Raw genomic sequence first — 23,190 nt, 5'->3', positions numbered from 1 at the left:
GCGCAACCCGATACTGAGGCCTATGACTGCGCCGCCCCCGACCGCGACGCCCCGGCTCGACTCCCTGACCGGCGTGCGGTTCCTCGCCGCCCTCCTGGTGTTCGGCTACCACGGCATCCACTATCTGGGCGAGGGCGGGCTCGGCCTCTTCGCCGCGGGCATGGCGGGCGTCTCGCTCTTCTTCCTGCTCAGCGGCTTCGTGATGGCGTGGTCGGCGGGCCCCGCCGACCGTGCGGCGCTGTACTACCGGCGGCGCTTCGCGCGCATCTACCCGGCGTTCCTCGCCGCGTGGCTGGTCTCGCTCGCGGTCGGCACCGTGGGCGGGACGGTGTCGCTCTGGGACGTGCTGCTCCCGCCGACGCTGCTGCAGGCGTGGGTGCCGCTGCGGATCGCCTACTTCGCCGGCAGCGCCGTGTTCTGGAGCCTGTCGTGCGAGGCGTTCTTCTACCTGCTCTTCCCGTGGATCCACCGGCTCCTGGCGCATCGCACGGCGCCGACGCTCGTGCTCGTCGGGTCGGGCGCCGCCCTCGCGAGCCTCGGCACGGCGCTGGCCCTCTCGGGCGCGCCGGCGACGGACCTCACGCGGTGGCTCCTCGTGCTCTTCCCGCCGCTGCGCCTCATGGAGTTCGTGATCGGCGTGGTGCTCGGCATCGCCTTCCGGCGCGGGCTGCGGATGCCGGTGCCGCTGTGGTGCGCGTTCGCGCTGGCCGCCGCGGGCTGCGGCGTCGCCGCGCTCGCGCCGTACGCGCTCAGCCGCTACGCCGTGACGCTCCTCCCCTTCGTCGTGCTCATCGGCGCGCTCGCCACGGCCGATCTGCGAGGGTCGCCCAGCCTCCTCCGCCGGCGGCCGTTCGTCGAGCTGGGCGTCTGGTCGTACTGCTTCTACCTGCTGCACGCGATGGTGCTCATCGCGGTGTTCTCCGTCGCCGGCGGGCTCGACTGGGTCGACCAGGCGGAGGCCTCGCCCGGGGCACCCGTGCCCGCCGTGCGCTGGGCGCTGCTCGCGGCGGCGCTCGGCGCATCGGTCGTCGCCGCATGGATGCTGCATCGCATCGTCGAGCGACCGCTCGAGCGGTTGTTGCGGCCGACCCCGCTTTCGCGACTCGACGCGACGTGTTCTACTGGTTCCTCCACGAGGAGGTCAGGATGAGCAGAGCGGGCGACAAGGACGACGAGAACGACAGAGGCGTCAGGGTCACGCGACGGACGTTCCTCGCGCTGAGCGCGACCGCCGTCCCCGTCGCGAGCCTGCTCGCGTCGTCGTACGCCGCGCTCCCGGCGGCGGCCGCGACGACCGCGACCGTCGACCCGCGCGACCATCTCGCACCGGGCGAGACGTGGACCGGCGTCTCGGACATCCGCCCCGCCTTCCAGGCCGCGCTCGACGCCGCGCACGCGCTCGCCGCCGACGGCGAGGACGTCGAGTTCGTGATCCCGCCGGGCGTCGGGCGCATCGGCAGCACGCAGGCCTGGGAGCGCGTCCCCATCGTGCGCGAGTCCGACCGCACGCCCAAGGCGCTCTATCCCAAGGAGATGGGATTCGGGCTGCGGGTCAACCTCATGGGCAGCATCCACTTCCGCGGCGCGGGCGGCTGGAACCGTGCGTCGGTGATCCGGCTGCAGGACAACGCGGCGAGGAACCTGTTCTACATCGACACCGACACGGGCGTCGAATGGGTCGACCTCGGCATGAGCTACTCACCCGCGGGCACGACCGCCACGGTGCGCGCCGAACGGCCCGCCGAGCCCGCGATCTTCCGCAACTTCACGTTCACGGGCTTCGCCGTGGACAACAACTTCACGACGGGCAACGGCCACATCGTCATCGGCACCGTCCCCGCGTGGTCGACGCGGCAGACGTACGTGTGCGTGCAGAACATCGAGATCCGCGACATCGACGTCTTCGGCGTCGCGGACAAGTCGGGCGAGTCGTCGGCGATCTGGTTCAGCACCGTGCACGTGCGCGAGGCCGAGGCGAACCCCCTCGCCAACGGGCTGACGCACCCGTGGGTGAGCATGTGGCAGAACTGGTCGCTCGACACGTACTGGAGCCGCCAGACCGCCTACGCGAACGGCTGGACGTGGATGACCGACATCCGCATCTCGCAGGTGCGCACGCACAACACGGCCCTCGCGGTCGGGGTGGTCGCGTACGTCGGCCGGCACTACTCGATCTGGATGGACGGCATCGAGATCGACGACGTGATCCATACCCAGGACACGCACTACCAGCGGGCGCGCATGCACTGCTCGGTGTACGTGGGCGGCAACATCGTCGGCGGCTCGGCGACCGTGCGCAACATCGCGGTCACGAACATCGGCGACGACTCGCTGGAGATCGGCGGGTTCCGCGAGGTGCTCGTCGAGAACATGGTGTCGGTCAACGCGAACCGCGCCGGCATCATCATCCGGTACTCGCAGCGTCCGCAGTACCCCTCTCAGACGCGCGTGACGATCCGCAACTACCGCAACGTCGTCACGGGCGACGCGATCCGTCCGGGCGCCGTCAAGCAGAGCTTCCGCGGCTCGCCGATCGACATCTTCTACGACCGCGACGGCGACGTCGATCCGTCGACCGGGGTGCAGCGCGGCGACATCTACCCGCTCGCGTTCCTCACCATCGAGGACAGCTCGTCGCTCATCGACGGCACGACGAGCGACGGCGTCGACCGCGGCGAGTACTCGATCCTCGAGCGCGCGGGCGCCCTGGGCTGGACCCACAACTGGCAGGTCGGCCTCGTCACGATGCGCCGCGTCAGCGCGGCGGTGCGGCACTTCCACCTCGGCCATCCGCCGAACACCGAGTTCCCGATGAACCTCATCGAGGGCCAGCACCCCGACACCCGCTGGGACGTCGAGGGGCTGACCCTCGAGGTGGAGGACGTGACGTCGAGCGGTCGCCAGATGATGTTCTACGCGACGTGCCTGCACTCGCGGAAGCCGATCCGCCTGGCGAACGTCGTCGGCATCCTGCGCGACACCGACAACGCCGCCGTCAGCCGGTTCGTGGCGACGTCGCCGGGGTACAAGCCGCACAGCGTGGCGCCCGACCAGATCTACGTCGGCGGCATCGAGACGATCGACGGCGTGCGCGTCATCTCGTCGGGCACGACGACGGCGATGATCCGCGGCGTCTCGGTCGCCAACCACCAGCCGGTCGCCTCGATCGCGGTGCGCGGCGTCGACGTGCTCTCCGCCCCCGGCGCGATCGCGATCAACCTGCCCTTATCCGGCGCGAACGCGGGCATCACCGTGCTGCAGTGACGCTCCTCAGGATGCCGTCGAGGTCGTCCCACATGCGCGCGACCGAGGCCTCGACGGTCTCGGACGCCGCCCGGATGGTCTGCGACACCTCCTCGCGGCGGGCCAGCAGCCCGCGCAGCACCTCGACCTGCTCGTGTGCGGGGCGGGCGGGGTCGACGACGAACTCGCGCACACCGTAGTCGGCGCCCATCCACGCGTACTTGTGGCTCCACGAGTGCACGAGCGTCGGCACGCTCTGCGCGAGCGCGCTCGACACGGCGTGGAACCGGCCCGACACGACGACGTGCGCCGAGCCGATGAGGGCCTTCAGCTCCAGCTCGCGGAGACCGCTGACGAGCTCGAGGTCGCCCGTGCGCTCGCGCAGCGCGGTGAGGATGGCGAGGTCGCGATCGCCCTCGTGCGACAGGCCGTAGGGGGTGAGGCCGGCGGCCCTGACCTCGGTCACGAACGCCTCGAGCACGTCGAGGTACGCGTCGGTGTCGTTGCCGAGCAGCCGTTCCCGGATGTTCCAGTTGGGCACGAGCGGAACCGCCCCCGCGAGATGCTGCAGACCCGCCGGCGCCCGCCCGGCCTGCTCCGCCGTGAAGTCGGGCGACTGCCGGATGTTCGCGCCGTCGAGGCCCGACGCCGTGGCCAGCTCGCTGAGGTAGCGGTACGAGTCGGGATCGCGCGCGTAGATGACGGCGCACGAGCCGAGCAGCGTGCGGGCCGGGTCGGCGGTCTCCTCGAAGGGGCCGAACGCCTGCGGCAGCATGACGACGGCGCGGCCGCGCTGCGACCACGCCTCGAGGCGGCGCGCCGAGCCCTCGAGGTTGAGCCGCGTCCACTGGTCGGCGTAGCGGAACCCCGAGATGTCGAGCACGGCGGAGATCTCGCGCGGGTACACGAAGCGCAGGCGCGAGGGCAGCACGCCGTTGAGCACGCTCAGGTCGGCCCACGGCGCGTTGCGCTCGACCTTGCGGGGCGCGAGCGTGCGCACGCCGTACTGCGCGCGCTGCTCGGGCGTGCCCGTGCTGTAGTCGAGCACGACGTCCCAGCCCCACTCGGCGAGCTTGTCGCGCACGCGCAGGAGCATGAGGTTCGCGCCCTGGTTCTCGAAGTTCGCTCCGACGACGAGCGCCAGCGGTCTCTTGCTGCTCACGATGTCCTCTCCTCCAGCGGCCGGACGAGCACCATCCGGCGGTGCTTGATGTCACGCAACAGGGTCATGATGTCGACGGGGCTCAGGACCACGATGAGGAACGCGTGCTTCAGCTTGGCCGGGAGCGTTCTCGACGAGTGGAACCGGATGCGGTGGATCGACCCGCGGATGCGGTTGCGGTCGCGCAGGCGCAGCGAGGCGCCGTGCTTCGCGAGATAGAGCTCGGTGCCGCGCGCCCGCGCCTCGGTGAGGCTCATCAGCTGGCCGCGGTCGTGCTTGCGCTGCAGCACGTTGCGCGCGGAGACGACCGCGTAGGTCTTGCCCGCGGCGAGGAAGCGGTAGAGGAAGTCGGTGTCGTTGCGCACCGGCAGCCCGATGTCGTACCCGCCGACGTCGTCGAAGGCCGAACGGCGCAGCAGCACGTTCGATCCCGTGGCGCCGGGGTTGACCGCGGCGACCCGCGTGTGGCTCAGACCGGGCGGCATGTTGGCGCCGTCCTGCACGACGTCGCCCGAGAACTTGGAGATCCAGGTCACGACCAGGTCGACGTCGTCGCGCGTCATCGCCGCGGACGCCTGCTCGAGGTAGCCGGGCCTCCACAGGTCGTCGTCATCGAGGAACGCGAGCAGGTCGCCGCGCGCGACGGCGGCCCCCGCGTTGCGGGACGACGAGGCGCCCGCGCCCGCGGAGTTGTCGACGAAGCGCGCCTCGATGCCCGACCGCTGCGAGAACTCGTGCGTGATCCGCTCGGCCTCGGGGTTCGGGATGTCGGACGCGACGATCACCTCGAGCGGCGGCAGGGTCTGCGCGCCGATCGACTCCAGGCTCTCGCGCAGGAAGTCGTTGCGGTCATGTGTCGGGATCACGCAGCTGATCGTCACGTTCGGCTCCACTGGCAGTCGCGGCCCGCCGATGGCGCTTGCCCCGCCGGCGAGCACCATTACTTGTCCACACGATACAACCGGCCGCGCGGCGCGAAACGGCCGGGGGGCGGTTCGCACGAAACGTTTTCCAACCCGAAATGTTCCTGTTTCGTTTGCGTCTTTCGGGCCTGCCTATCATGACCGGCATGCAGCACTTGAGGTCTCACGCCCGAAACGAGCGGCGATCGTGACGGCGGGCGGTCCCACCTGGCGCGATGTGGTGGCGAGGTGGCCGCTGGCTCTCGGAGTGTTCCTCATAGCGATCGCGACCTCGGCGATCGTGGGTCTCGTCACACCGCGCGAGTACGAGTCGACGGTGCGGCTCTACGTGTATGCGGCCTCCGAGCTGGAGGCGCCGACCGTCAACCAGATCGTCAAGGGCAACCAGTTCGCGGTGGCCGAGGCGGCGCTCGCCCCGACCGTGGTCAAGAGCGACGCGAACCTGCAGACCGTGCTCGACGAGCTGTCGCTGTCGTGGAGCCGCCCGCAGCTCGCCGCCACGATCGACGCGACGACGGTCACCAACTCGCCGATCGTGTCGCTGACGGCCACGAGCGCCTCGCCCCAGGACTCCCAGACGATCGTCGAATCGGTCGCGCGCGCCTACATCGGCTCGCTCGACCGCGACACCGCGGGCGTGCCGTTCCACGTCGCGGCCACCCCGCTCGAGGCGCCCAAGACGCCCGCCACCCCTTCGAAGCCGAACCTGCCGGCGATCTTCGCGATCGGCGTGATCGTGGGCGTCGTGTTCGGCAGCCTCGCCGCCTACATCGTGGCGCTCGTCTCGCGCCAGGCCGGGTCGCCCGACCGGCTCGCGGCGGAGGCCGGCGGTCCGCTCGTCGCCGCGCTCGGCACGCCGGCGGGCGACGTCGAGGACACGAGCGGGCGCGCACGCACCCGTTGGCTCGCCGCACGGCTCGGCCGGCTCGCGCGCGCGAACGGAACCCGCTCGATCGCCCTGACGACCGCCCGCCCCGGCGACGACGTGCGCGCCGTCGCGGAGCGGGTGACCGCCGCGCTGCAGGCCGACGGGGTGCGCGTGGGCGTCGTCGACCTCGTGTCGCACGCGGACGGCGGGCGCTACGCCGGCGACGGCACCGTGCTGCGCCGCGGGGGCGGCGCCGCGGCATCCCCCCTCTCCGCCGGCGGCGTTCGAGCCGCACGCGACGAGGTCGAGCAGTCGCACGACCTCGTGCTGTGGCTCGTCGATCCCGTCTCGGCGTCGGCCGACGCGCTCGCCGTCGCCGGCGGCCTCGACGCGACCGTGCTCGTGGCCGACCGCCGCACGCCCCTCACCGACGTGCGCGGAGCCCGCGAGGCGCTGCGGTTCGCGGGCGAGGAGTTCGCGGGCGTCGTCGTCACGTCGGTGCGGCGTGCGGGCGAGCTGCGCTGGGGCCCGTTCCTGGAGGACGCGCCCGCCGACGTGCGCGCGGAGGTGCTGTCGTCATGACGACGCGCGCGGTGAGCGTCGTGACCGTCGTCTTCGAGGTCGAGATCCCCCTGCTGCTGCTGCAGGCCCGCTCGCTGCGCGCGCACGTGCCCGCCGAACGGATCGCGCGCTACATCGTGATCGACAACACGGCGCGCGGCCTGAGCCCGGCCGACCGCCGGCGCATCGCGGGCGAGCTGGGCGACCACGCGCCGCGGCTGCGCGTCGTGCGGCCGGCGGACCTCGTCGACGTGCCCGCGGCGAAGGGCTGGGTCGTGCAGCAGGTGCTCAAGCTCGCCGTGAGCGCGCTCGTCGACACCGACCACTACGTGGCGCTCGACGCGAAGAACCACTTCGTCCGCACGCCCGCGCCCGACTTCTTCGTGTCGGCGGACGGGCGTGCGCGCGTGAACACCTACTCCTACGAGGAGCACCCGCTGCGCCCGCAGCTGGAGACCGTGCTCGCGTACACGGGTCTGGAGCCCGGCGCGCTCGTGCGCGACTTCACCGCGACGGTCACGCCGTTCGTGTTCGACACGGCGCGCGTGCGGCGCACGATCGCCGAGGTCGAGGAACGCAGCGGATCGCCCTTCGCCGACGAGTTCGTGCGCGCGGGCCTCACCGAGTTCTTCCTCTACACGGCCTGGGCGCTGCGCGACGGCGCCACGATCGACGCGGTCTTCGACGTGCAGCAGGTCTTCTGCCCCGTGCTCTGGCCGCGCCGCAACTCGCTCGCGCACGTCGACGACGTGCGCGAGCGGCTCGACGACGAGCGCGTCCCCCTGCTCAGCGCGCACCGCAACGCCCTCGCCGACCTCCCCCGCCCCGCTGCGGACGCCCTCGCGGCGCTCTGGGTGAGCCACGGCCTGTTCGCCTCGCCGCGCGAGGCCCGCGGGTTCCTGCGACGCTTCCGGATCAACCGCCTGGTGCAGACGGCGCTGCTGCGCGCACGCGCGAAGCTGCCGGCCCGGGGCGGGCGCGCGCCGCGCGCCGCGCTCGCACAGGCCGCCGCGAGAGAGGGATGAGCCATGCCCGCATCCGAGCCCGCAGGCCCCGCCGTCGCGATCGGCATCGCGACCTACCGGCGCCCGGCGCTGCTGCGCCAGCTGCTCGAGTCGCTCCGTGACCTCGAGCGTCCCGTGCCCGTGAGCGTGTACGTCGTCGACAACGACGCCGACGGGTCGGCGCGCGAGGTCGCGGCCGAGTTCGCCGACCTCGACGTGCGGTACTCCGTCGAGCCGGCGCCCGGCATCGCCGAGGCGCGGAACGCCTTCCTGCGCGCGGTCGCCGACGAGACGCACGTGGCGTTCGTCGACGACGACGAGCGCGTCGCGCCCGACTGGCTCGTGCGCCTGTGGGACGCCGCGCACGCCTACGACGCGGAGGTCGTCGCGGGCCCGGTCGTGCCGGTCTTCCCCCCGAACGCCCCCACGTGGGCGATCGCGGGCGGCTTCTTCGAGCGGCCGCGCGTCGCGACCGGCCAGCGCATGCCGCTCGCCGCGACGAACAACTCGCTCGTGCGGCGCACCGCGCTGCAGCGGCTCGACAGCCCGTGGTTCGACCCCGCGTTCTCGCGCACGGGCGGCAGCGACTCCGACCTGTTCCACCGCATGGTCGCCGCGGGCGCGACGATCGTGTGGTGCGACGAGGCGGTCGTAGAGGAGGACGTGCCGCTGGAGCGGATGACGTGGGAGTGGGTCAAGCGCCGCGCCGAGCGCACGGGCAACGTGCGCGCACGGCTCCTGCTCAACGACGGCAAGCGCCTGCGCGTCGGCGTGGAGGGCGTCGCGCGGCTCGCCGTGGGCGGCCTGCGCATCACGACGCGCACGCTGCGGCGCCGGCCGGTCGACGCGCACGCGCTCAACACGTGGATGCGGGGGCTCGGCCTGCTGCGCGCGATGCGGGGCGACCTCATCCAGGAGTACCAGCGGTCATGAGCGCGCAGCCGATGGCCTCGCGCCACGACACGGTGGCACGGCGCATCGGCCGCGGCATCCCCGACGCCCAGCGCCGCGCCCTCGCGATCGGCATCGTCGCGGGAGCGGTCGTCGTCGTGGTGCTCGCCGTGCTCGCGCTCACGCGGCTCTCGGCGGCGTTCACGGTGCTCGCGGTCGTGATCGGCGGCGCCGCGGCGATCGCGCTGTTCTGGTCGCTGCCGGTGACCTGGCTGCCCGCGGCGTCCGTCGTGCTCTACGCCGCCCTGCCGGCGCAGCTGCTCATCCGCGTCAACACGGTGCCGCTGCTGGGACTGCCGCTCGTGATCTGGGTCGTCCGCCGGCTGGTCGCCCAGTGGCGGGGCGGTCCGCCCGCGTTCTCGCTGAGCCACCGCCTCGGCTCGCGCTACTGGGTGCTCGTCGCGGCGCTGGCCTTCGTCGCATGGCTCGTCGCGACCGTCTCATGGTCGCAGGACCCCGTGCGCAGCGTCGCGTTCGTGGTCGCGATCCTGACGTCGGTGATGTCGCTCGTGATGGTGCTCGACGCGCAGCGCGAGGCCTGGCTGCTGATGCGCGCGTGGGTCGTCACGGGCGCGATCGCGGGCGCGTACGCCGTGCTCGAGGCGATCGTGCAGTTCAACCCGGTCGCCGACACGCTCTCGCCGCTGTTCGGCATCACGAGCCGCACCTGGGCCGTGTACCGCTCGCAGGTGTGGTTCGTGCATCCCCTGTACGCGTCGGCGTACCTCTGCATCGCCGCGGCGCTCGCGCTGGGCCTGTGGCTGCAGTTCGGTCGCACCCGCTTCCTCGTCGCGGCGCTCGTGACGGCCGCGGGCGTCGCCGCGACCGGATCGCGCGGCAGCCTCGTGGCCCTCGCGTTCGGCGTCGGCGTCGCGTGGCTCGTGGCGTTCCTGCGCACGCGGCCGCTGCCCGTCTTCCGCCTGGGGATCGCGGCGATCCTGGCCGTGGTCGGCGCGATCGTCGTGATCAGCCTCCCGACGATCGCCGAGCGCTCGTCGTCGGTGGAGGCCGACCGCTCCGCAGAGGCGCGGGCGGCGGGCATCGAGTACGCCCTCCGGGCGGCGGAGGACTTCGGGTGGCTGGGCAGCGGCGGCTTCAGCTCGCGCGACGTCTTCGACCGCTACGCGACGATCCCGCTGGAGAGCGGCTACCTGCAGCTGCTCATCAGCATCGGCGTTCCGGGCCTCGTGCTCTTCGGGGTGTTCCTGCTCGCGGTGGCGCTGTCGGGCGTCGCGGCCCGCGAGGCGGCCGCGGTCGGCTCGCTCGTCGCGTGCGCGATCGTGCTCGGCTCCTTCAACGCGATCGACGACATCCCCGGCCATCTCCTGCTGTACGGCTACACGGTGTTCCTGTGCGTCGCCGGCCCGACGGCCTGGATGTCGCGCGGCGATCCCGCGCACGCGGACGACCCGCCTCCGGCGAGGTCGCGGTTCGCCGGAAGCGCGGGCAGCCCGGGGAACGCCGGGTGAGCCGCCCGCCGCGCGTGCTGCTCGGCCTGTGGCCCGACGACCGCGGCACGCAGTACGCCGACCAGCTCGTCGACGGCGGCGACGGCTCGATCGAGCTCGGCTACTTCTCCTGGCGCGAGGCGCTGCTCGGGTCGTACGACGTCTTCCACGTGCACTGGCCCGAGATGCTCGTGCGCGGGTCGACGCGCCTGGAGAGCCTGCTGCGGCGGCGCGCGCTCGCGCTCGTGCTGTGGCGCTGCCGGCTGCGCCGCGTGCCCGTCGTGCGCACCGTGCACAACGCGACGCCGCACGAGCCCGGCAGCCGTGCCGAGCAGCGCGTGCTCGCCGCCTGCGACCGGGCGACGAGCGGCGTCATCCGCCTGACGACGCACACCGATGTCGCCTTCGGGAGCTTCGTCGCGACGATCCCGCACGGGCACTACCGTCCGCGGTTCGACGCGCTCCCCCGCGAGGCGCAGGTGCCCGGCCGGCTCCTCTTCATCGGCATCGTCCGTCCTTATAAAGGAGTGCTCGATCTCATCCGGGTCTTCCGCTCGCTCGACGATCCGGCCCTGTCGCTGCGCGTCGTCGGCGCGCCGAGCCCCGGCCAGGGCGAGCTCGTGACGCGCGAGGCGGGCGACGACCCCCGTGTGAGCACCGAGCTGTCGTTCGTGAGCGACGCCGACTTCGTGCGCGAGATCTCCGCCGCCGAGCTCGTCGTCTTCCCTTACCGGCGCATGCTCAACAGCGGCGTGCTGCTCGCCGCGCTCTCGGTCGACCGGCCCGTGCTCGTGCCGAGGTCGCCGGTCAACGAGGCGATCGCCGACGAGGTCGGCCGCGAGTGGTTCGTCTTCTACGACCGTCTCGACGCACCGGGCCTCGCGCAGGCTCTGCGGGACGTGCGCGCGCGGAGCCTGCGGGGTCGCCCCGAGCTGTCGGCGCGCGACTGGCCGGCGGTCGCCAGGGCGCATCGCAAGGTGTACCTCAGCGCCCTGCGCGAGGCCGGGAGAGGGTGATCGGATGCCGTCGGGCGACGCCTACGAGACGCGGATGAAACAGGATCGTTTCGGGTTTGGAAACCCTTGCTGTACGGCGTCCTATCCGGCCCGATCCGCGCATGACGCGGCTATATCGTGAGCAATGACTGGTCCCCCGACCGGAAGGAAGCGTCCCCCGTGGTGACTGCAAGACGTATCGCGCTCGGCATCGGCCTCGCGCTCGCGGGAGCGGCGGTCGGCCTGGCGGCCGGCTCCGTGGTCGCCGGCGAGCTGGCCGAGCGGAACACCGCGGAGGCCGTGCTGCTCGTGGGCGTGGACGCGGGGTCCGTCGACCCCAGCACGCAGCTCGCCGACACGCAGGTGCTCATCGCGCAGATCACCAACGGCTACACGGCGCTCATCCGCACCCCCCTCATCCTGGACGACGCGATGGACGAGCTGGGCGGCGACGTCGCCGGCCTCACGACCGACGACGTCGCCCGCATGACGAGCATCGCGAGCGGCCGCACGTCGCCCATCGTCACGATCTCGGTCACCGACGACGACCCCGAGCGCGCCGCCGTGCTCGCGAACGCGCTCGCGACGACGTTCATGGAGCGCCTCAACGCGGGCAGCATGCCCGAGATGCCCACGCAGGTCGGCGTGATCTCGGCGAGCCTGCTGCGCGAGGCCGCGCCCGGATCGCCGCGGATCGACCTGCCCGCGCCCCTCGCGATGGCGGGCGGCGCCGTCGCCGGCGGCGCCCTCGGGCTCGCGATCGCGTGGCTCGCGCTGCGCGCCGGCGGCCGGGTGCGCCCCGGCGAGCGCCTCGACGGCTACGGGCTCGACGAGCTGGGCCCGCTCTCACCGGGCGAGACCGGCGCGGTCCCGCCCGAGCCGGCGCGGCTGCTGCGCTCGCTCGTCGCCGCGCACTTCCCCGCCGCACGGGTCGTCGTGCTCACCTCGACGACGAGCCGGTCGGCCGAGCCGAGCGCGGCGGTCGGGGTCGCCCGGGCGTTCGCCGCCGCGGGGGCGCGCACGCTGCTCGTCGACGCCGACCTCGCGCACGGAGGACTCGGGCAGGCGCTCGGGCTGTCCGGCCGCGCCGGCCTCGCCGAGCTCCTCGCGAGCCCCGAGGCCGAGCCGTCGGTCGTCGCGCTCGACGGCGTCGGCGAGGTGCTGACCGCGGGGACGACGACGGGCGACGACGGAGTGCGCCACGACGCGCTCGCCGGCATCCTCTCCCGTCTCCGCCGCGGCTACGACGCGATCGTGATCCACGCGCCCGCCCTGCTCGACGAGCCCGGCACCGCGTCGATCGTCGACGCGCCGGGCGTCGTCGTCGGGCTCACGGTCACCCCGCAGGTCGACCGTCGCGCCGACGTGCGCAGCGCCGCCCATCTGGTCCGCAGTCTGGACAACCCCCTGATCGGAGCCATCGTCGTGCAGAGCTGACCTCAGCCCGGGGCCTTCGCGCGCACCCGGCATCCCCGACCCGAGTGTCCCACTCGCCTGCGGCAGTGTCGCTGCATCTCTTGTTGCTGACCATTCCTGCTGATCTCAGACCGATGGGGGATCCGTGAAACCCGAAAAGCCTGCCGCGCAGAAGTCGCTGTCGTCGACGGCGGCACGCGGCGGCGTGATCACGCTCGGCTCGCAGGGCGTGCGCGTCGCGCTGCAGCTGGCCGGCACGGTCGTGCTCGCCCGGCTGCTGGGCCCCGAGGACTTCGGCCTCATCGCGATGGTGCTCGTCTTCGTGGGGCTCGGCGAGGTGATCCGCGACTTCGGCCTGTCGAACGCGGCGATCCAGGCGAAGGCCCTGAGCGTGCCCGAGCGGAACGCGCTGTTCTGGCTCAACACGGCGATCGGCGCGAGCCTCGCCGTGCTGCTCTTCGCGCTCGCCGTGCCCATCTCGGCGCTCTTCGGGCAGCCGGCGCTCGTGCCGCTCGTGCACGGGCTCGCGCCCGTGCTGCTGCTCAACGGCATGGCGACCCAGTACCAGGCGAACCTCACGCGCGAGATGCGCTACCTCGCCATCACGGCGGCCGATCTCATCAGTCTCGCCGCGGGCCTCGTGGTCGGCATCACGGCCGCGGCGACGGGCGTCGGCGTCTTCGCCCTCGTGCTGCAGCAGCTCACCAACGCCGTGCTCGGGCTCGTCATCGTGATGATCCTCGGCCGGTGGCTGCCGCGGCTGCCGCGACGCGACGTCTCCATCCGCCCGTTCGTGCGCTACGGCTGGAACCTGTTCTGGGCCGAGATGCTCATCTACTCGAGCAAGAACGTCGACACCGTCGTGCTCGGCGTGACCACGACGCCCGCCGCGCTCGGCCTCTACAACCGCGCCTACCAGCTGCTGATGGTGCCGGTCATGCAGATCAACGCGCCGCTCAAGCGCGTCGCCCTGCCGACGCTGTCGCGGCTGCAGGACGACCCGCCCCGCTACGCGGCCTATCTCCTGCGCGCGCAGAAGATCCTCGTGCTCGCCGTGCTGTTCATCCTCGGCTTCGCGGCCTCGCAGGCGCTGCCGCTCATCGGCCTCGTGCTCGGGGCCGACTGGACCGGCGCCGTGCCGATCTTCCAGCTCCTCGCGATCGGCGGCGCGTTCCACGTCGTCACCTACGCCGTCACGTGGGTCTTCCTCTCGCGCGCCATCACGGGCGCCTACTTCCGCTACACGCTCGTGATGCGGAGCGTGATGATCGGCCTCGTGCTCGTCGGCAGCCTGTGGGGCGTGCTCGGCGTCGCCGCGGGATACTCGCTCGCGCTCGCCGTTCAGTGGCCGGTCGCCCTGCTCTGGACCCGCCGCGTGGAGGGCGTGCCCACGCGGCAGATGTTCGGCACCGGCCTGCGCTTCCTGCTCATCGTCGCCGCCTCCGCGGCGCCGGGCCTCGTCATCTCGACGTGGCTGCAGCCCTGGCATCCGCTCGTGAACCTGCTCGTCGGCACCGCGATCATGCTCGCCGTCGCTGCCCTCCTCTTCGTGCTGTGGCCGCAGGCCCGCCGCGACCTCCGCGACGTGATCGACGGCGTCGCCCGCATCCGCGGGGCGCGGGGATCGCGCGGCGGGGCGCCGAAGAAGCAGGCCACGACCGCTCAGACGCCGCACGCGCCCGAGCCCACAGACACGGCATCAGAATCCGAGCTGGCGAAGGAGCGAACGACACCATGACGAGATCTGTCGCGATCATCGGCACCCGAGGGTATCCCTCGTACTACGGCGGGTTCGAGACGGCGGTGCGCAAGCTCGCCCCGTACCTCGTCGACCACGGATGGGACGTCACCGTGTACGGCCGCGACGGCGCGACGCGCGACGACGACCCGACCCGCGACCCGCGCGTGCGCACCGTGACGACGCGCGGCACCGACACGAAGTCGCTCAGCACCCTCTCCTACGGGTTCACGTCGGTCTTCCACGCCGCCCGGCGCCGGCCCGACGTCGCGCTCGTGATGAACGTCGCGAACGGGTTCTGGCTGCCGATCCTCAAGGCCCGCGGCATCCCCACCGTCGTCAACGTCGACGGCATCGAATGGGACCGCGCCAAGTGGGGCCGGCTCGCCAAGGCCGTGTTCCACACGGGCGCCCGCTTCACCGCGCGCTTCGGCACGAGCATGGTCTACGACTCGACCGTCATCGCCGCCCGATGGAAGGACGAGTTCGGCCTCGACGGCGACTTCATCCCCTACGGCGGCGATGTGCCGCCCGCGCTCCCCGTGGAGCCGGGGCTGGCGCACCGCGGCTACGTGCTCGTCGTGGCCCGCTTCGTGCCGGAGAACACGATCCCCGAGTTCATCGCCGCGGCCGAACAGATCGCCGAGGAGCACGACGTCGTGATCGTCGGATCGAGCGGCTACGGCGGCGAGCTCGACGAGGCCGTCGAGGCGCTCGCCGCCGCGCGCCCGCGCGTGCGCTGGCTCGGCCACATCAGCGACGACCAGCGCCTGCTCGCCCTGTGGCAGCACGCGGGCGCCTACTTCCACGGCCACTCCGTCGGCGGCACGAACCCGGCGCTCGTGCAGGCGATGGCTGCCGGCGCGCCGGTCGTCGCCCGCGACACCCTGTACAACCGCGAGGTGCTCAGCGACGACGGCGCCGTGTTCGTGCAGCCCGAGCCGGCGTCGATCGCCGCGGGGGTCACGAGGCTCATCTCCGACCCGGCGCTGCAGGAGCGGCTGACCGCCGTGACACGGGCGCGCGCGACCGAGACCTACTCGTGGGAGTCGGTGTGCGCGGGCTACGACGCGGCGCTCACGCGGGAGATGCGGGGAGCGGCCACCGAGATGCGACGAGAGAAGAAGACGGCATGACGACCTCCCCCACCGTCCCGACCCGTACCACCGCCCCCGCGCTCACGGCGTTCCCGATGCACGGTCAGCACAAGCTGATCAGCGAGGGGTACCGCACGCGCGACGGGCACCTCATCGAGTGGTTCGGCGAGCTGCTCGCCCCGCACGGCCACGTCGCGGTGCTGTCGCGGCCCGAGCCGCTGCCGCTGAGCCTGCGCTACCGCGTGCTGCGCGGCACGGTCGCCCCGAACACCCGCGGCTATCCGTCGACGAGCGTGCGGATGCCGAACCTCTCCGACCGGCGCAAGTGGTGGGTGACCTCGCTCCCCGACTACCGGGGGTTCGTCGACGGCCGGCCGACGCCCGTCATCGCCTGGAACCCCTTCCTGTCGCTCTCGAGCGCGTGGAAGGAGATCGTCGCGTCGGGCCAGCCGCTCGTGTTCGACCTGCTCGACGACTGGACCATCCACTACGCGTTCGAGTCGGTGCGCGGCGAGGTGACCGAGGCGTACCGCCGCATCTTCGACCACGCGACCGCCGTGACCGCCAACTCCGAGGCGACGCGCGACCTCGCCCGCTCGTTCGGCCGCGACGACGCGCAGCTCGTCACCAACGGCTGCGACCCCGAGCGGTTCGCGACGACGAGCCTCGCGACCGGGCCGACGACCGTCGGATACGTCGGCAAGATCGGCCGCCGCGTCGACCTCGACCTCGTGCTGGGCGTGACGAGCGCGCTGCCGTCGGTGCGGTTCGTGTTCGCGGGGCCGATCCTCGACGCCGAGTACGAGGCGCCGCTCAAGCGGCAGCCCAACATCGAGCTGCTCGGCGACGTGCACTACTCCAAGGTGCCCGCACTGCTGCAGACGTTCGACATCGGCTGGGTGCCCCACCGCGTGGGCGAGGGCGAGGTCGGCGGCGACGTCATCAAGACGTACGAGTACCGGGCCGCGTGGCTGCCCGTGATCACGACGCCCGTGCTCGGCGCCTCCAGCAGGGGGCTGCAGCACGTCGTCGCGCTGCCCGCGGCCGAGCACGAGCGCTGGTTCGCCGACCAGGCGGCGCAGGGCCCGCGGGTCGCGCGCCGCGAGGGTGCGATCCCGCCGGAGGCGACGTGGAGCGGCAAGGCGCGTCACCTGCTGAGCGAGCTGGGGCTGGGGTAGCGGGACTCTCCGCTCCCCCTCGAACGACATGGCCGCGGGCACGCAGCGTGAGACGCACGGCGGCGCGGGCGGGCTCGGCCGCGTCGCCGGCCGCGGCGCCGTGCTCACGTTCGGCGGCCAGGTGGTCCGCATCGCGATCCAGCTGGGCGGCCTCGTCGTGCTGGCGCGGCTGCTCGATCCCGCCGACTACGGCGTCGTCGCGATGGTCGTCGCCGTCATCGGCATCGCCGAGGTGGTGCGCGACTTCGGTCTGTCGAGCGCCGCCGTGCAGGCGAAGACGCTCACCGCGGGGCAGCGCACCAACCTGTTCTGGCTCAGCCTCGGCATCGGCGTGGTGCTGAGCCTCGCCACGGTGGCGCTCTCGACGCCCATCTCCGCCCTGTACGGCGATCCCCGGCTCGTCGCGGTGACGATCGCGCTCTCGGCGGCGTTCACGCTCGACGGGTTCTCGGCGCAGTTCCGCGCGAGCCTCACGCGCGAGTTCGCCTTCGGCCGGCTCGCGGTCGTCGAGATCGTCGCGCCGTTCACGGGGCTCGTGGTCGCCGTCGCGATCGCGTGGGCCGGCGGGGGCTACTGGGCGCTGGTGGCGCAGCAGGTGGTGCAGGCGGCGTGCGGCGCCGTCGTCCTCCCGTTCGTGGCGCGGTGGTGGCCGGGGATGCCGCGGCGCGGCGAGAGCATGCGCTCGCTCGTCGCGTTCGGCGGCGGACTCGTGGGCGCGCAGCTGCTGACCTACGTGAGCCGCAACATCGACACGGTCGTGATCGGCCGGCTCTTCGGCGCGCAGGCGCTCGGCTACTACAACCGCGCGTTCCAGCTCATGCTGCTGCCGCTCAACCAGATCAACGCGCCCGCGACGCGCGTCGCGCTGCCGACGCTGTCGCGCCTCGACGACGACCCGCAGAAGTACCGCGAGTTCATCGTGCTCGGGCAGATCGTGCTGCTCAACGTCGTGGGCGCGGTGCTGTGGCTGTCGGTCGCGCAGGCCGAGGACCTCATCGCGCTCGTGCTCGGCCACCAGTGGGACGAGACCGTGCCGCTCTATCAGATCCTCGCGGTCGCGGGGTTCTTCCAGGCCGCGGCATTCGCCACCTACTGGGTGTACCTCTCGAAGGGGCTCACGCGACGCTTCTTCTCCTACACGGCGTGGACGCGCCCCGTCGTCATCGGCGTGATCGTGCTCGGCGCCCTGTGGGGCGTCGCGGGCGTCGCCTGGGCGTACCTGATCACGACCGCGCTGCTGTGGCCGATCGGGCTGCTCTGGCTGCGGGGCCGCACCGATGCGCCGCTGCGGCTGCTCTTCGCGAACGCGGGCCGCACGCTCGTCGTCTACGGCGTCGCCGCGCTCGGGTCGTACGGCGCGACGTTCGCGCTGCCCGGCCCGCCGATTCTCGGGCTGACGGTCGGCACCGTAGTCTTTGTCGGGGTGCTGGGGGTGATCGCGCTCGTCTATCCGGCGTATCGGCGTGATCTGATCGCGATCGTCCGCTCGCGGCGGTATTTCGCCGGCAGAGGCGTCATGTCCGCGCAACATCGGTCTGATACAAGTGAACGGCACGCACTGGCAAGCGACGCCGACGTCTGAGGTTCCCTGACACCCCGTCTGACACCCAAGGAGAAGTTATGCGCATGTCTGTGATCGGTTGCGGCTACCTCGGAGCCGTGCACGCCGCCGCCATGGCGTCCATCGGCCACGAAGTGGTCGGCATCGACGTCGACGATCGCAAGATCGCGTCGCTGCAGAAGGGCGAGGCCCCGTTCTTCGAGCCCGGGCTGCAGGACATCCTCGCCGAGGCGATCGCGTCGGGCCGGCTGTCGTTCACGACCGACATCGCGCAGGCGCACGGCGCGGCCGTGCACTTCGTGGGCGTCGGCACGCCGCAGCAGAAGGACGGCTACGCCGCAGACCTCACCTACGTCAACGCCGCGTTCGACGCGCTGATCCCGCACCTCACGCCGGGCGACGTCGTCGCGGGCAAGTCGACGGTGCCGGTGGGCACGGCATCCGCTCTCGCCGAGCGCGTCACGCCGACGGGCGCGACGCTCGTGTGGAACCCCGAGTTCCTGCGCGAGGGCTTCGCCGTGCAGGACACGGTCGACCCCGACCGGCTCGTCGCGGGCGTGCCCGAGGGCGAGGAGGGCGAGCGCGCCGCCGAGATCCTGCGCGAGGTCTACCACCCGTCGGTCGCGAAGGGCACGCCGTTCATCGTGACCGACTACGCGACCGCCGAGCTCGTGAAGGTCGCCGCCAACGCCTTCCTGGCCACGAAGATCAGCTTCATCAACGCGATGGCCGAGATCGCCGAGGTCACCGGCGCCGACGTCACCCAGCTGGCCGACGCGATCGGCCACGACGTGCGCATCGGCCGCCGCTTCCTCGGCGCCGGCATCGGCTTCGGCGGCGGATGCCTGCCGAAGGACATCCGCGCCTTCTCGGCCCGCGCCGAGGAGCTCGGCCGCGGCGAGTCGGTCGCGTTCCTGCGCGAGGTGGATGCCATCAACCTGCGCCGTCGCGAGCGCGCGGTGCAGCTCGTCGTCGACGCGCTCGGCGGCTCGGTGTTCCAGAAGCGCATCGCCGTGCTGGGCGCCGCGTTCAAGCCGCACAGCGACGACATCCGCGACTCCCCCGCGCTCGACGCGGCCGTGCGCCTGCACGGCCTGGGCGCCGACGTCATCGTCACCGACCCCGAGGCGGTCGAGAACGCCCGTCGCGTGCAGCCGCAGCTGGCCTACACGACCGACCGCGACGAGGCGCTGCAGGGCGCCGACGCCGTGCTCGTCGTGACGGAGTGGGACGAGTACCGCCGCGAGCTCTCGCCCGAGCACGCCGCCGCGCTCGCCGCCGGACGCATCATCGTCGACGGCCGCAACTGCCTCGACGCCGCCGCCTGGCGCTCCGCGGGCTGGAGCTACTACGGCATGGGTCGCCCGTAGGGACCACCTGCCGATCGGGCCGCTCCGGTGCTCCTCTTCGAGCACCGGAGCGGCCCGATCGCGTTGCGCCCGCCCTGAGTCGAAAGGCCGCGCGAAGCCCGGACCCGTCCTCGGTCTGCGGCTAGGTGCGTGGGTCAGATCCTTCCGTTAACGCGCCGGGGTGAATCCGGTGGATAGCGCGGGGTGCTGGGAGAATCGATTCATGACGGTGACTGCCAGCCTGGAGGGTCTGTTCGAGGTCGAGCCGGGTGAGGCGCGGGCGCCGGGCTCGGCTGCACCGGCGGGTGCGGGCAAGACGTTCCGTGGGTATGACCAGGGGCAGTGTTTCCTGCTCCCGCCGAGTCTGGATGACTGGCTGGACGAGGATGATGAGGCCCGGTTCATCTCCGAGGTCGTCGAAGAGCTCTTGGATCTGACGCCGGTCTACGCGTCGTACGCGTCCGCCTCGGGTGCGCCTCCGTATGACCCGCGGATGATGTTGAAGCTGCTGCTGTTCGCGTACGCGACGGGCGTGACCTCGTCTCGTGAGTTGGAGCGGCGCTGCAAGCGCGATATCGCCTTCCGGTGGCTGTCGGGCAACCAGGCGCCCGACTACCGGTCGCTGGCCCGGTTTCGTCGGCGTCACCTGGATGCCCTGCCGGGGTTGTTCCTGCAGGTGCTGCGGGTCTGCGCGGAGGCGGGGCTGGTGCGGTTGGGGCGTGTCGCGCTGGATGGCACGAAGCTGGCCGCGAACGCGTCGCGGCATAAGGCGATGAGCTACGACCGGATCGTGCCGAAGATCGATCAGCTCCAAGCCGAGGTCGCTGCGCTGCTCGCCGAGGCGGAGGCGGTCGATGAGGCCGAGGATCAGCAGTTCGGCCAGGACCGGCGCGGGGACGAGGTCGCCCCGGAGCTGGCCCGCCGTGAGGGGCGCCTGGCAAAACTACGTGCCGCGAAGGACGCGATCGAGGCCGACGCCGCCGAGAAGGCGGCAGCCGTAGCGCGGAAGAAGGCCGACGCCGCCGGTCAGCCCCCTGAACAGGCCGACGCGGCCGTCGCGACTGCAGTGGACACGGCGGCGCCGAAGCCGAAAGCGCAACGCAATTTCACCGATCCTGAGGCGCGGATGATGAAGACGGTCCGCGGCTTCGATTACGCGTTCAACGCGCAGGCCGTTGTCGATGAGGGCCACCAGATCGTGCTGAGCGCCGAGGTCACCCAGCAGGCCACCGATATCCAGCAGTTCGTCCCGATGGCCGAGCAGACCCTACGGAACCTCGACGCGGCAGGAATCGAGCGTTCCCCAGAGGTCGTCCTCGCTGACGCGGGCTACTGCTCGGAAGCCAACCTCGAAGCCGCCGACGATCTGGACGCACAGGTGTTGATCGCGACGGGACGGCAACGTCACGGCGAGAGCTTCCCTACCGCCGGCGCCCCGGACCCGGCCCCAGAGGACGCGAGCCGGCGGGAGCGGATGGCGCACGCGCTGCGCACCGAGCAGGGCCGCACCGACTACGCGCGCCGCAAAGCCATCGTTGAACCCGCGTTCGGGCAGATGAAGACCCGGCAAAACGCCGGACAGCTCCGGCTACGCGGACTCGCCGGCGCCCAAGGCGAATGGCTACTCCACACGATCTGCCACAACCTCCGCAAGCTCCGCGTCGCTACAGCCGCCGGGCTGGCGCCCGCATAGGCCTCCCCAGGGGTCCCGGGGCGTCACAGCACGCACCGACAGTCGCCACGAGCCCCTCGCCGTGCGATCCCGCACGCTCTCACACCGCAACGGCCCGCCCGTTCCCGTTCGCGACCGTCAGCGCGCGATGCCAGAGTCAACGCCGCGCGCCACGCCACCCGATTCTGACCCGCGCACCTAGGGTGGCGTCAACGCCCGCCGGCTCTGCTTCTGAGAGGAACCACGCATGGCTCTCCCCGACGACACACAGGACACGGGCAGCGCACCCGTGACCGCACGCCGCCCCACGACATCGTCCGCCTCCTCGCAGCGGTCGTCGTCGGGGCGCGCGTTGAACGTTCTCGACTACGGCGCGGACCGGTCGGGCGTGGCGGACTCGACGGCCGCCATCCAGGCCGCCGTCGACGACGCGATCACGAGCGGCTCGGGGACCATCGTGTTCCCCAACCGCGAGGGCTGGTCGAAGTACCGGATCGACGGGACGATCACCGTCGCGGGGATCTACAGCAAGGTGGTGCGGTTCGAGTTCGAGGACTCCCTGCTCCTCGCGTCGGAGAACGTCGGCGCCCCCGTGTTCAAGATCTGGTCCCCCTACGCGGACACCGACACAACCGCGCCGCCGTACCTGCGACGCATCTCGCTCCGCGATCTGCGCCTGCAGGCGCACGAGAACTGGGCCTCCAGCGTGCAGCGCCGCCGGCTGGCGTTCGACCTGCGCATCGTGCAGGACATCGAGATGGACAACGTGTGGATCAGCGGGTTCCGGCACGGCGGCATCGACATGATCGACGTGTGGGACGGCTCCTTCAGCAACGTGCAGATGCTCACCTGCGGATGGGGCGACCCGACCGACGTGACGGATCCCACCCTGTACTACGCCCTGTCGCTGCGCACGAAGTTCGACAACACCAACGCGACGCACTGGAACGCGCTGCACATCGAGCAGTCGCCGCTCATGCTCGTCGTCCACGGCCGCTCCCGGCACAACCATTTCGTCAACAGCAAGTTCGAGCAGCGCGCGGAGAACACGTCCGCGCTGTCCGCCATCCAGATCAACGGGTACGAGAACTCGTTCGCGAACATCCACTTCACGCAGAACCACGACACCGCCGCGGGAGGACCGGCGTTCTTCCGGTCGCCCCCGCCGATCGGTGCCGGCGAGCCCAACTATCCCGACCTGCCGAAGAAGTACATCTCGGTCGTGGGGTCGTCGTTCTCTTCTCCGCATGGGAAGGCGGTCAGATGGTTCGAGGGCGGGCAGACGAAGTTCCTCGGATGCGTGTTCCAGCATGCGAAGGGCGACGCCTGGCAGTCCGCCTTCGACCTCGACAACGACGTCACGCTGCGCGACTGCGAGGTCACCCACGCCGCCGGCTACTCCGCGACGATGAGGCTGCGCGGGGCGGGGAACCGGGTCGAGAACCTGCGCGTCTTCTGCGCCGCCTCAGGGAACTCGGGGGCGACGGTCTCCGTGGATGCCACCGCGACGAGCAACGACGTCAGCGGCGTCCGCATCACCGGCGCGCCGGCGACCCTGCTGGGCAACCACACCGGTCTCGCCGGGTCGTCGCTCGGCTCCAATCGCGTCAAGCCCTCCGCCTGGAAGGGAGCCGTGTCGGCCAACTCCGGCGATCCGGTCGTCTTCGACACCGACCTGCTGAAGCTCACCGGATCGACCGTCGGAACGATCACCAACTTCCGGCACGCCTACTCCGGGCAGGCGCTGCTCGTCGTGTCGAACGCCTCGGCGAGCACGATCGTCCAGCACGGGGCACTGATCAAGACGAAGACCGGAGCCGATGTCACGCTCGCGCCCGGCGCGACCATGCAGTTCGTCCACGACGGCGGGGTCTGGTATCAGGTCACCTGACCGCGGTTCTGTCGGCTCTCGTTCTGCACCGAAGCGGGCGTGCGACGGGTGCGGGTTCGAAACGGTCTGATTAACTCCCGCAACAGTCTGGTTAACAATGTCCGGCGTGACCGCATCCGGGCGAATCGCTTTC

Annotated in this window: 17 protein-coding genes; 15 read left to right on the top strand and 2 right to left on the bottom strand. The window is 71.8% G+C overall.

What is annotated here, in order from left to right:
- Positions 1-22: 22 nt before the first annotated feature.
- Together AOA12_RS03795 and AOA12_RS03790 are read left to right on the top strand one after the other, a co-directional pair.
- Complete coding sequence (locus AOA12_RS03795; protein WP_054680389.1) at positions 23-1,150, top strand: acyltransferase family protein; 1,128 nt, start codon at positions 23-25, stop codon at positions 1,148-1,150.
- The gene (locus AOA12_RS03790) at positions 1,147-3,264 is read left to right on the top strand and encodes a hypothetical protein (protein WP_054680385.1); all 2,118 of its coding nucleotides are present in this window, start codon (positions 1,147-1,149) and stop codon (positions 3,262-3,264) included. The genes AOA12_RS03795 and AOA12_RS03790 overlap by 4 nt, the downstream gene beginning before the upstream one ends.
- Here AOA12_RS03790 and AOA12_RS03785 read toward each other — a convergent pair.
- Both AOA12_RS03785 and AOA12_RS03780 read right to left on the bottom strand, forming a co-directional pair.
- Positions 3,248-4,405, bottom strand: coding sequence for a polysaccharide pyruvyl transferase family protein (locus AOA12_RS03785; RefSeq protein WP_054680382.1), 1,158 nt, complete (start codon positions 4,403-4,405; stop codon positions 3,248-3,250). The genes AOA12_RS03790 and AOA12_RS03785 overlap by 17 nt on opposite strands.
- The gene (locus AOA12_RS03780) at positions 4,402-5,286 is read right to left on the bottom strand and encodes a glycosyltransferase family 2 protein (protein ID WP_054680380.1); all 885 of its coding nucleotides are present in this window, start codon (positions 5,284-5,286) and stop codon (positions 4,402-4,404) included. Before AOA12_RS03780 ends, AOA12_RS03785 begins: the two co-directional genes overlap by 4 nt.
- Positions 5,287-5,515: 229 nt before the next feature.
- Between AOA12_RS03780 and AOA12_RS03775 the strand changes: the two genes are divergently transcribed.
- The 13 genes from AOA12_RS03775 (at position 5,516) to AOA12_RS03715 (ending at position 23,057) form a co-directional block, all read left to right on the top strand.
- A complete protein-coding gene (locus tag AOA12_RS03775; protein ID WP_054680375.1) occupies positions 5,516-6,778 on the top strand; it encodes a YveK family protein in 1,263 nt (420 codons plus the stop codon).
- Positions 6,775-7,782 (top strand): DUF6492 family protein, encoded by a 1,008-nt coding sequence (locus AOA12_RS03770; protein WP_054680373.1) that lies wholly within the window; start codon positions 6,775-6,777, stop codon positions 7,780-7,782. The genes AOA12_RS03775 and AOA12_RS03770 overlap by 4 nt, the downstream gene beginning before the upstream one ends.
- Before the next feature lie 3 nt (positions 7,783-7,785).
- Complete coding sequence (locus AOA12_RS03765; protein ID WP_054680367.1) at positions 7,786-8,694, top strand: glycosyltransferase family 2 protein; 909 nt, start codon at positions 7,786-7,788, stop codon at positions 8,692-8,694.
- The gene (locus AOA12_RS03760) at positions 8,691-10,181 is read left to right on the top strand and encodes an O-antigen ligase family protein (RefSeq protein ID WP_054680363.1); all 1,491 of its coding nucleotides are present in this window, start codon (positions 8,691-8,693) and stop codon (positions 10,179-10,181) included. Before AOA12_RS03765 ends, AOA12_RS03760 begins: the two co-directional genes overlap by 4 nt.
- A complete protein-coding gene (locus AOA12_RS03755) occupies positions 10,178-11,176 on the top strand; it encodes a glycosyltransferase (protein WP_054680360.1) in 999 nt (332 codons plus the stop codon). Before AOA12_RS03760 ends, AOA12_RS03755 begins: the two co-directional genes overlap by 4 nt.
- Positions 11,177-11,338: 162 nt before the next feature.
- Positions 11,339-12,592: a hypothetical protein gene (locus AOA12_RS03750; protein WP_197281047.1), complete on the top strand. Its 1,254-nt coding sequence runs from the start codon at positions 11,339-11,341 to the stop codon at positions 12,590-12,592.
- A 124-nt stretch (positions 12,593-12,716) separates the two neighbouring features.
- Entirely contained in the window at positions 12,717-14,309 is a 1,593-nt protein-coding gene (locus AOA12_RS03745) for a lipopolysaccharide biosynthesis protein (RefSeq protein ID WP_054680354.1), read from the top strand.
- Complete coding sequence (locus AOA12_RS03740; protein WP_054680352.1) at positions 14,306-15,445, top strand: glycosyltransferase; 1,140 nt, start codon at positions 14,306-14,308, stop codon at positions 15,443-15,445. Before AOA12_RS03745 ends, AOA12_RS03740 begins: the two co-directional genes overlap by 4 nt.
- On the top strand, positions 15,442-16,584 hold the full coding sequence (locus AOA12_RS03735; protein ID WP_054680348.1) for a glycosyltransferase: 1,143 nt from the start codon (positions 15,442-15,444) through the stop codon (positions 16,582-16,584). The genes AOA12_RS03740 and AOA12_RS03735 overlap by 4 nt, the downstream gene beginning before the upstream one ends.
- A 28-nt stretch (positions 16,585-16,612) precedes the next feature.
- Positions 16,613-18,166 (top strand): lipopolysaccharide biosynthesis protein, encoded by a 1,554-nt coding sequence (locus AOA12_RS03730; RefSeq protein WP_054680345.1) that lies wholly within the window; start codon positions 16,613-16,615, stop codon positions 18,164-18,166.
- A 38-nt stretch (positions 18,167-18,204) separates the two neighbouring features.
- Positions 18,205-19,515, top strand: coding sequence for a UDP-glucose dehydrogenase family protein (locus AOA12_RS03725; RefSeq protein WP_054680342.1), 1,311 nt, complete (start codon positions 18,205-18,207; stop codon positions 19,513-19,515).
- A 160-nt stretch (positions 19,516-19,675) separates the two neighbouring features.
- Positions 19,676-21,187 (top strand): IS1182 family transposase, encoded by a 1,512-nt coding sequence (locus tag AOA12_RS03720; RefSeq protein WP_442922247.1) that lies wholly within the window; start codon positions 19,676-19,678, stop codon positions 21,185-21,187.
- 226 nt (positions 21,188-21,413) lie between these two features.
- Positions 21,414-23,057: a glycosyl hydrolase family 28-related protein gene (locus AOA12_RS03715; protein WP_054680339.1), complete on the top strand. Its 1,644-nt coding sequence runs from the start codon at positions 21,414-21,416 to the stop codon at positions 23,055-23,057.
- Positions 23,058-23,190 lie beyond the last annotated feature (133 nt).

The sequence above is a fragment of the Microbacterium sp. No. 7 genome (genome assembly GCF_001314225.1).
Classification (GTDB): domain Bacteria; phylum Actinomycetota; class Actinomycetes; order Actinomycetales; family Microbacteriaceae; genus Microbacterium.
This window is presented reverse-complemented; position numbering and strand designations above follow the sequence as displayed.

Bases quoted from the DNA above. Each gene is read 5' to 3' on its own strand.
- AOA12_RS03795 (WP_054680389.1), top strand. From the start codon at position 23: ATGACTGCGCCGCCCCCGACCGCGACGCCCCGGCTCGACTCCCTGACC.
- AOA12_RS03790 (WP_054680385.1), top strand. From the start codon at position 1,147: ATGAGCAGAGCGGGCGACAAGGACGACGAGAACGACAGAGGCGTCAGG.
- AOA12_RS03770 (WP_054680373.1), top strand. From the start codon at position 6,775: ATGACGACGCGCGCGGTGAGCGTCGTGACCGTCGTCTTCGAGGTCGAG.
- AOA12_RS03765 (WP_054680367.1), top strand. From the start codon at position 7,786: ATGCCCGCATCCGAGCCCGCAGGCCCCGCCGTCGCGATCGGCATCGCG.
- AOA12_RS03760 (WP_054680363.1), top strand. From the start codon at position 8,691: ATGAGCGCGCAGCCGATGGCCTCGCGCCACGACACGGTGGCACGGCGC.
- AOA12_RS03740 (WP_054680352.1), top strand. From the start codon at position 14,306: ATGACGAGATCTGTCGCGATCATCGGCACCCGAGGGTATCCCTCGTAC.
- AOA12_RS03735 (WP_054680348.1), top strand. From the start codon at position 15,442: ATGACGACCTCCCCCACCGTCCCGACCCGTACCACCGCCCCCGCGCTC.
- AOA12_RS03730 (WP_054680345.1), top strand. From the start codon at position 16,613: ATGGCCGCGGGCACGCAGCGTGAGACGCACGGCGGCGCGGGCGGGCTC.
- AOA12_RS03725 (WP_054680342.1), top strand. From the start codon at position 18,205: ATGCGCATGTCTGTGATCGGTTGCGGCTACCTCGGAGCCGTGCACGCC.
- AOA12_RS03715 (WP_054680339.1), top strand. From the start codon at position 21,414: ATGGCTCTCCCCGACGACACACAGGACACGGGCAGCGCACCCGTGACC.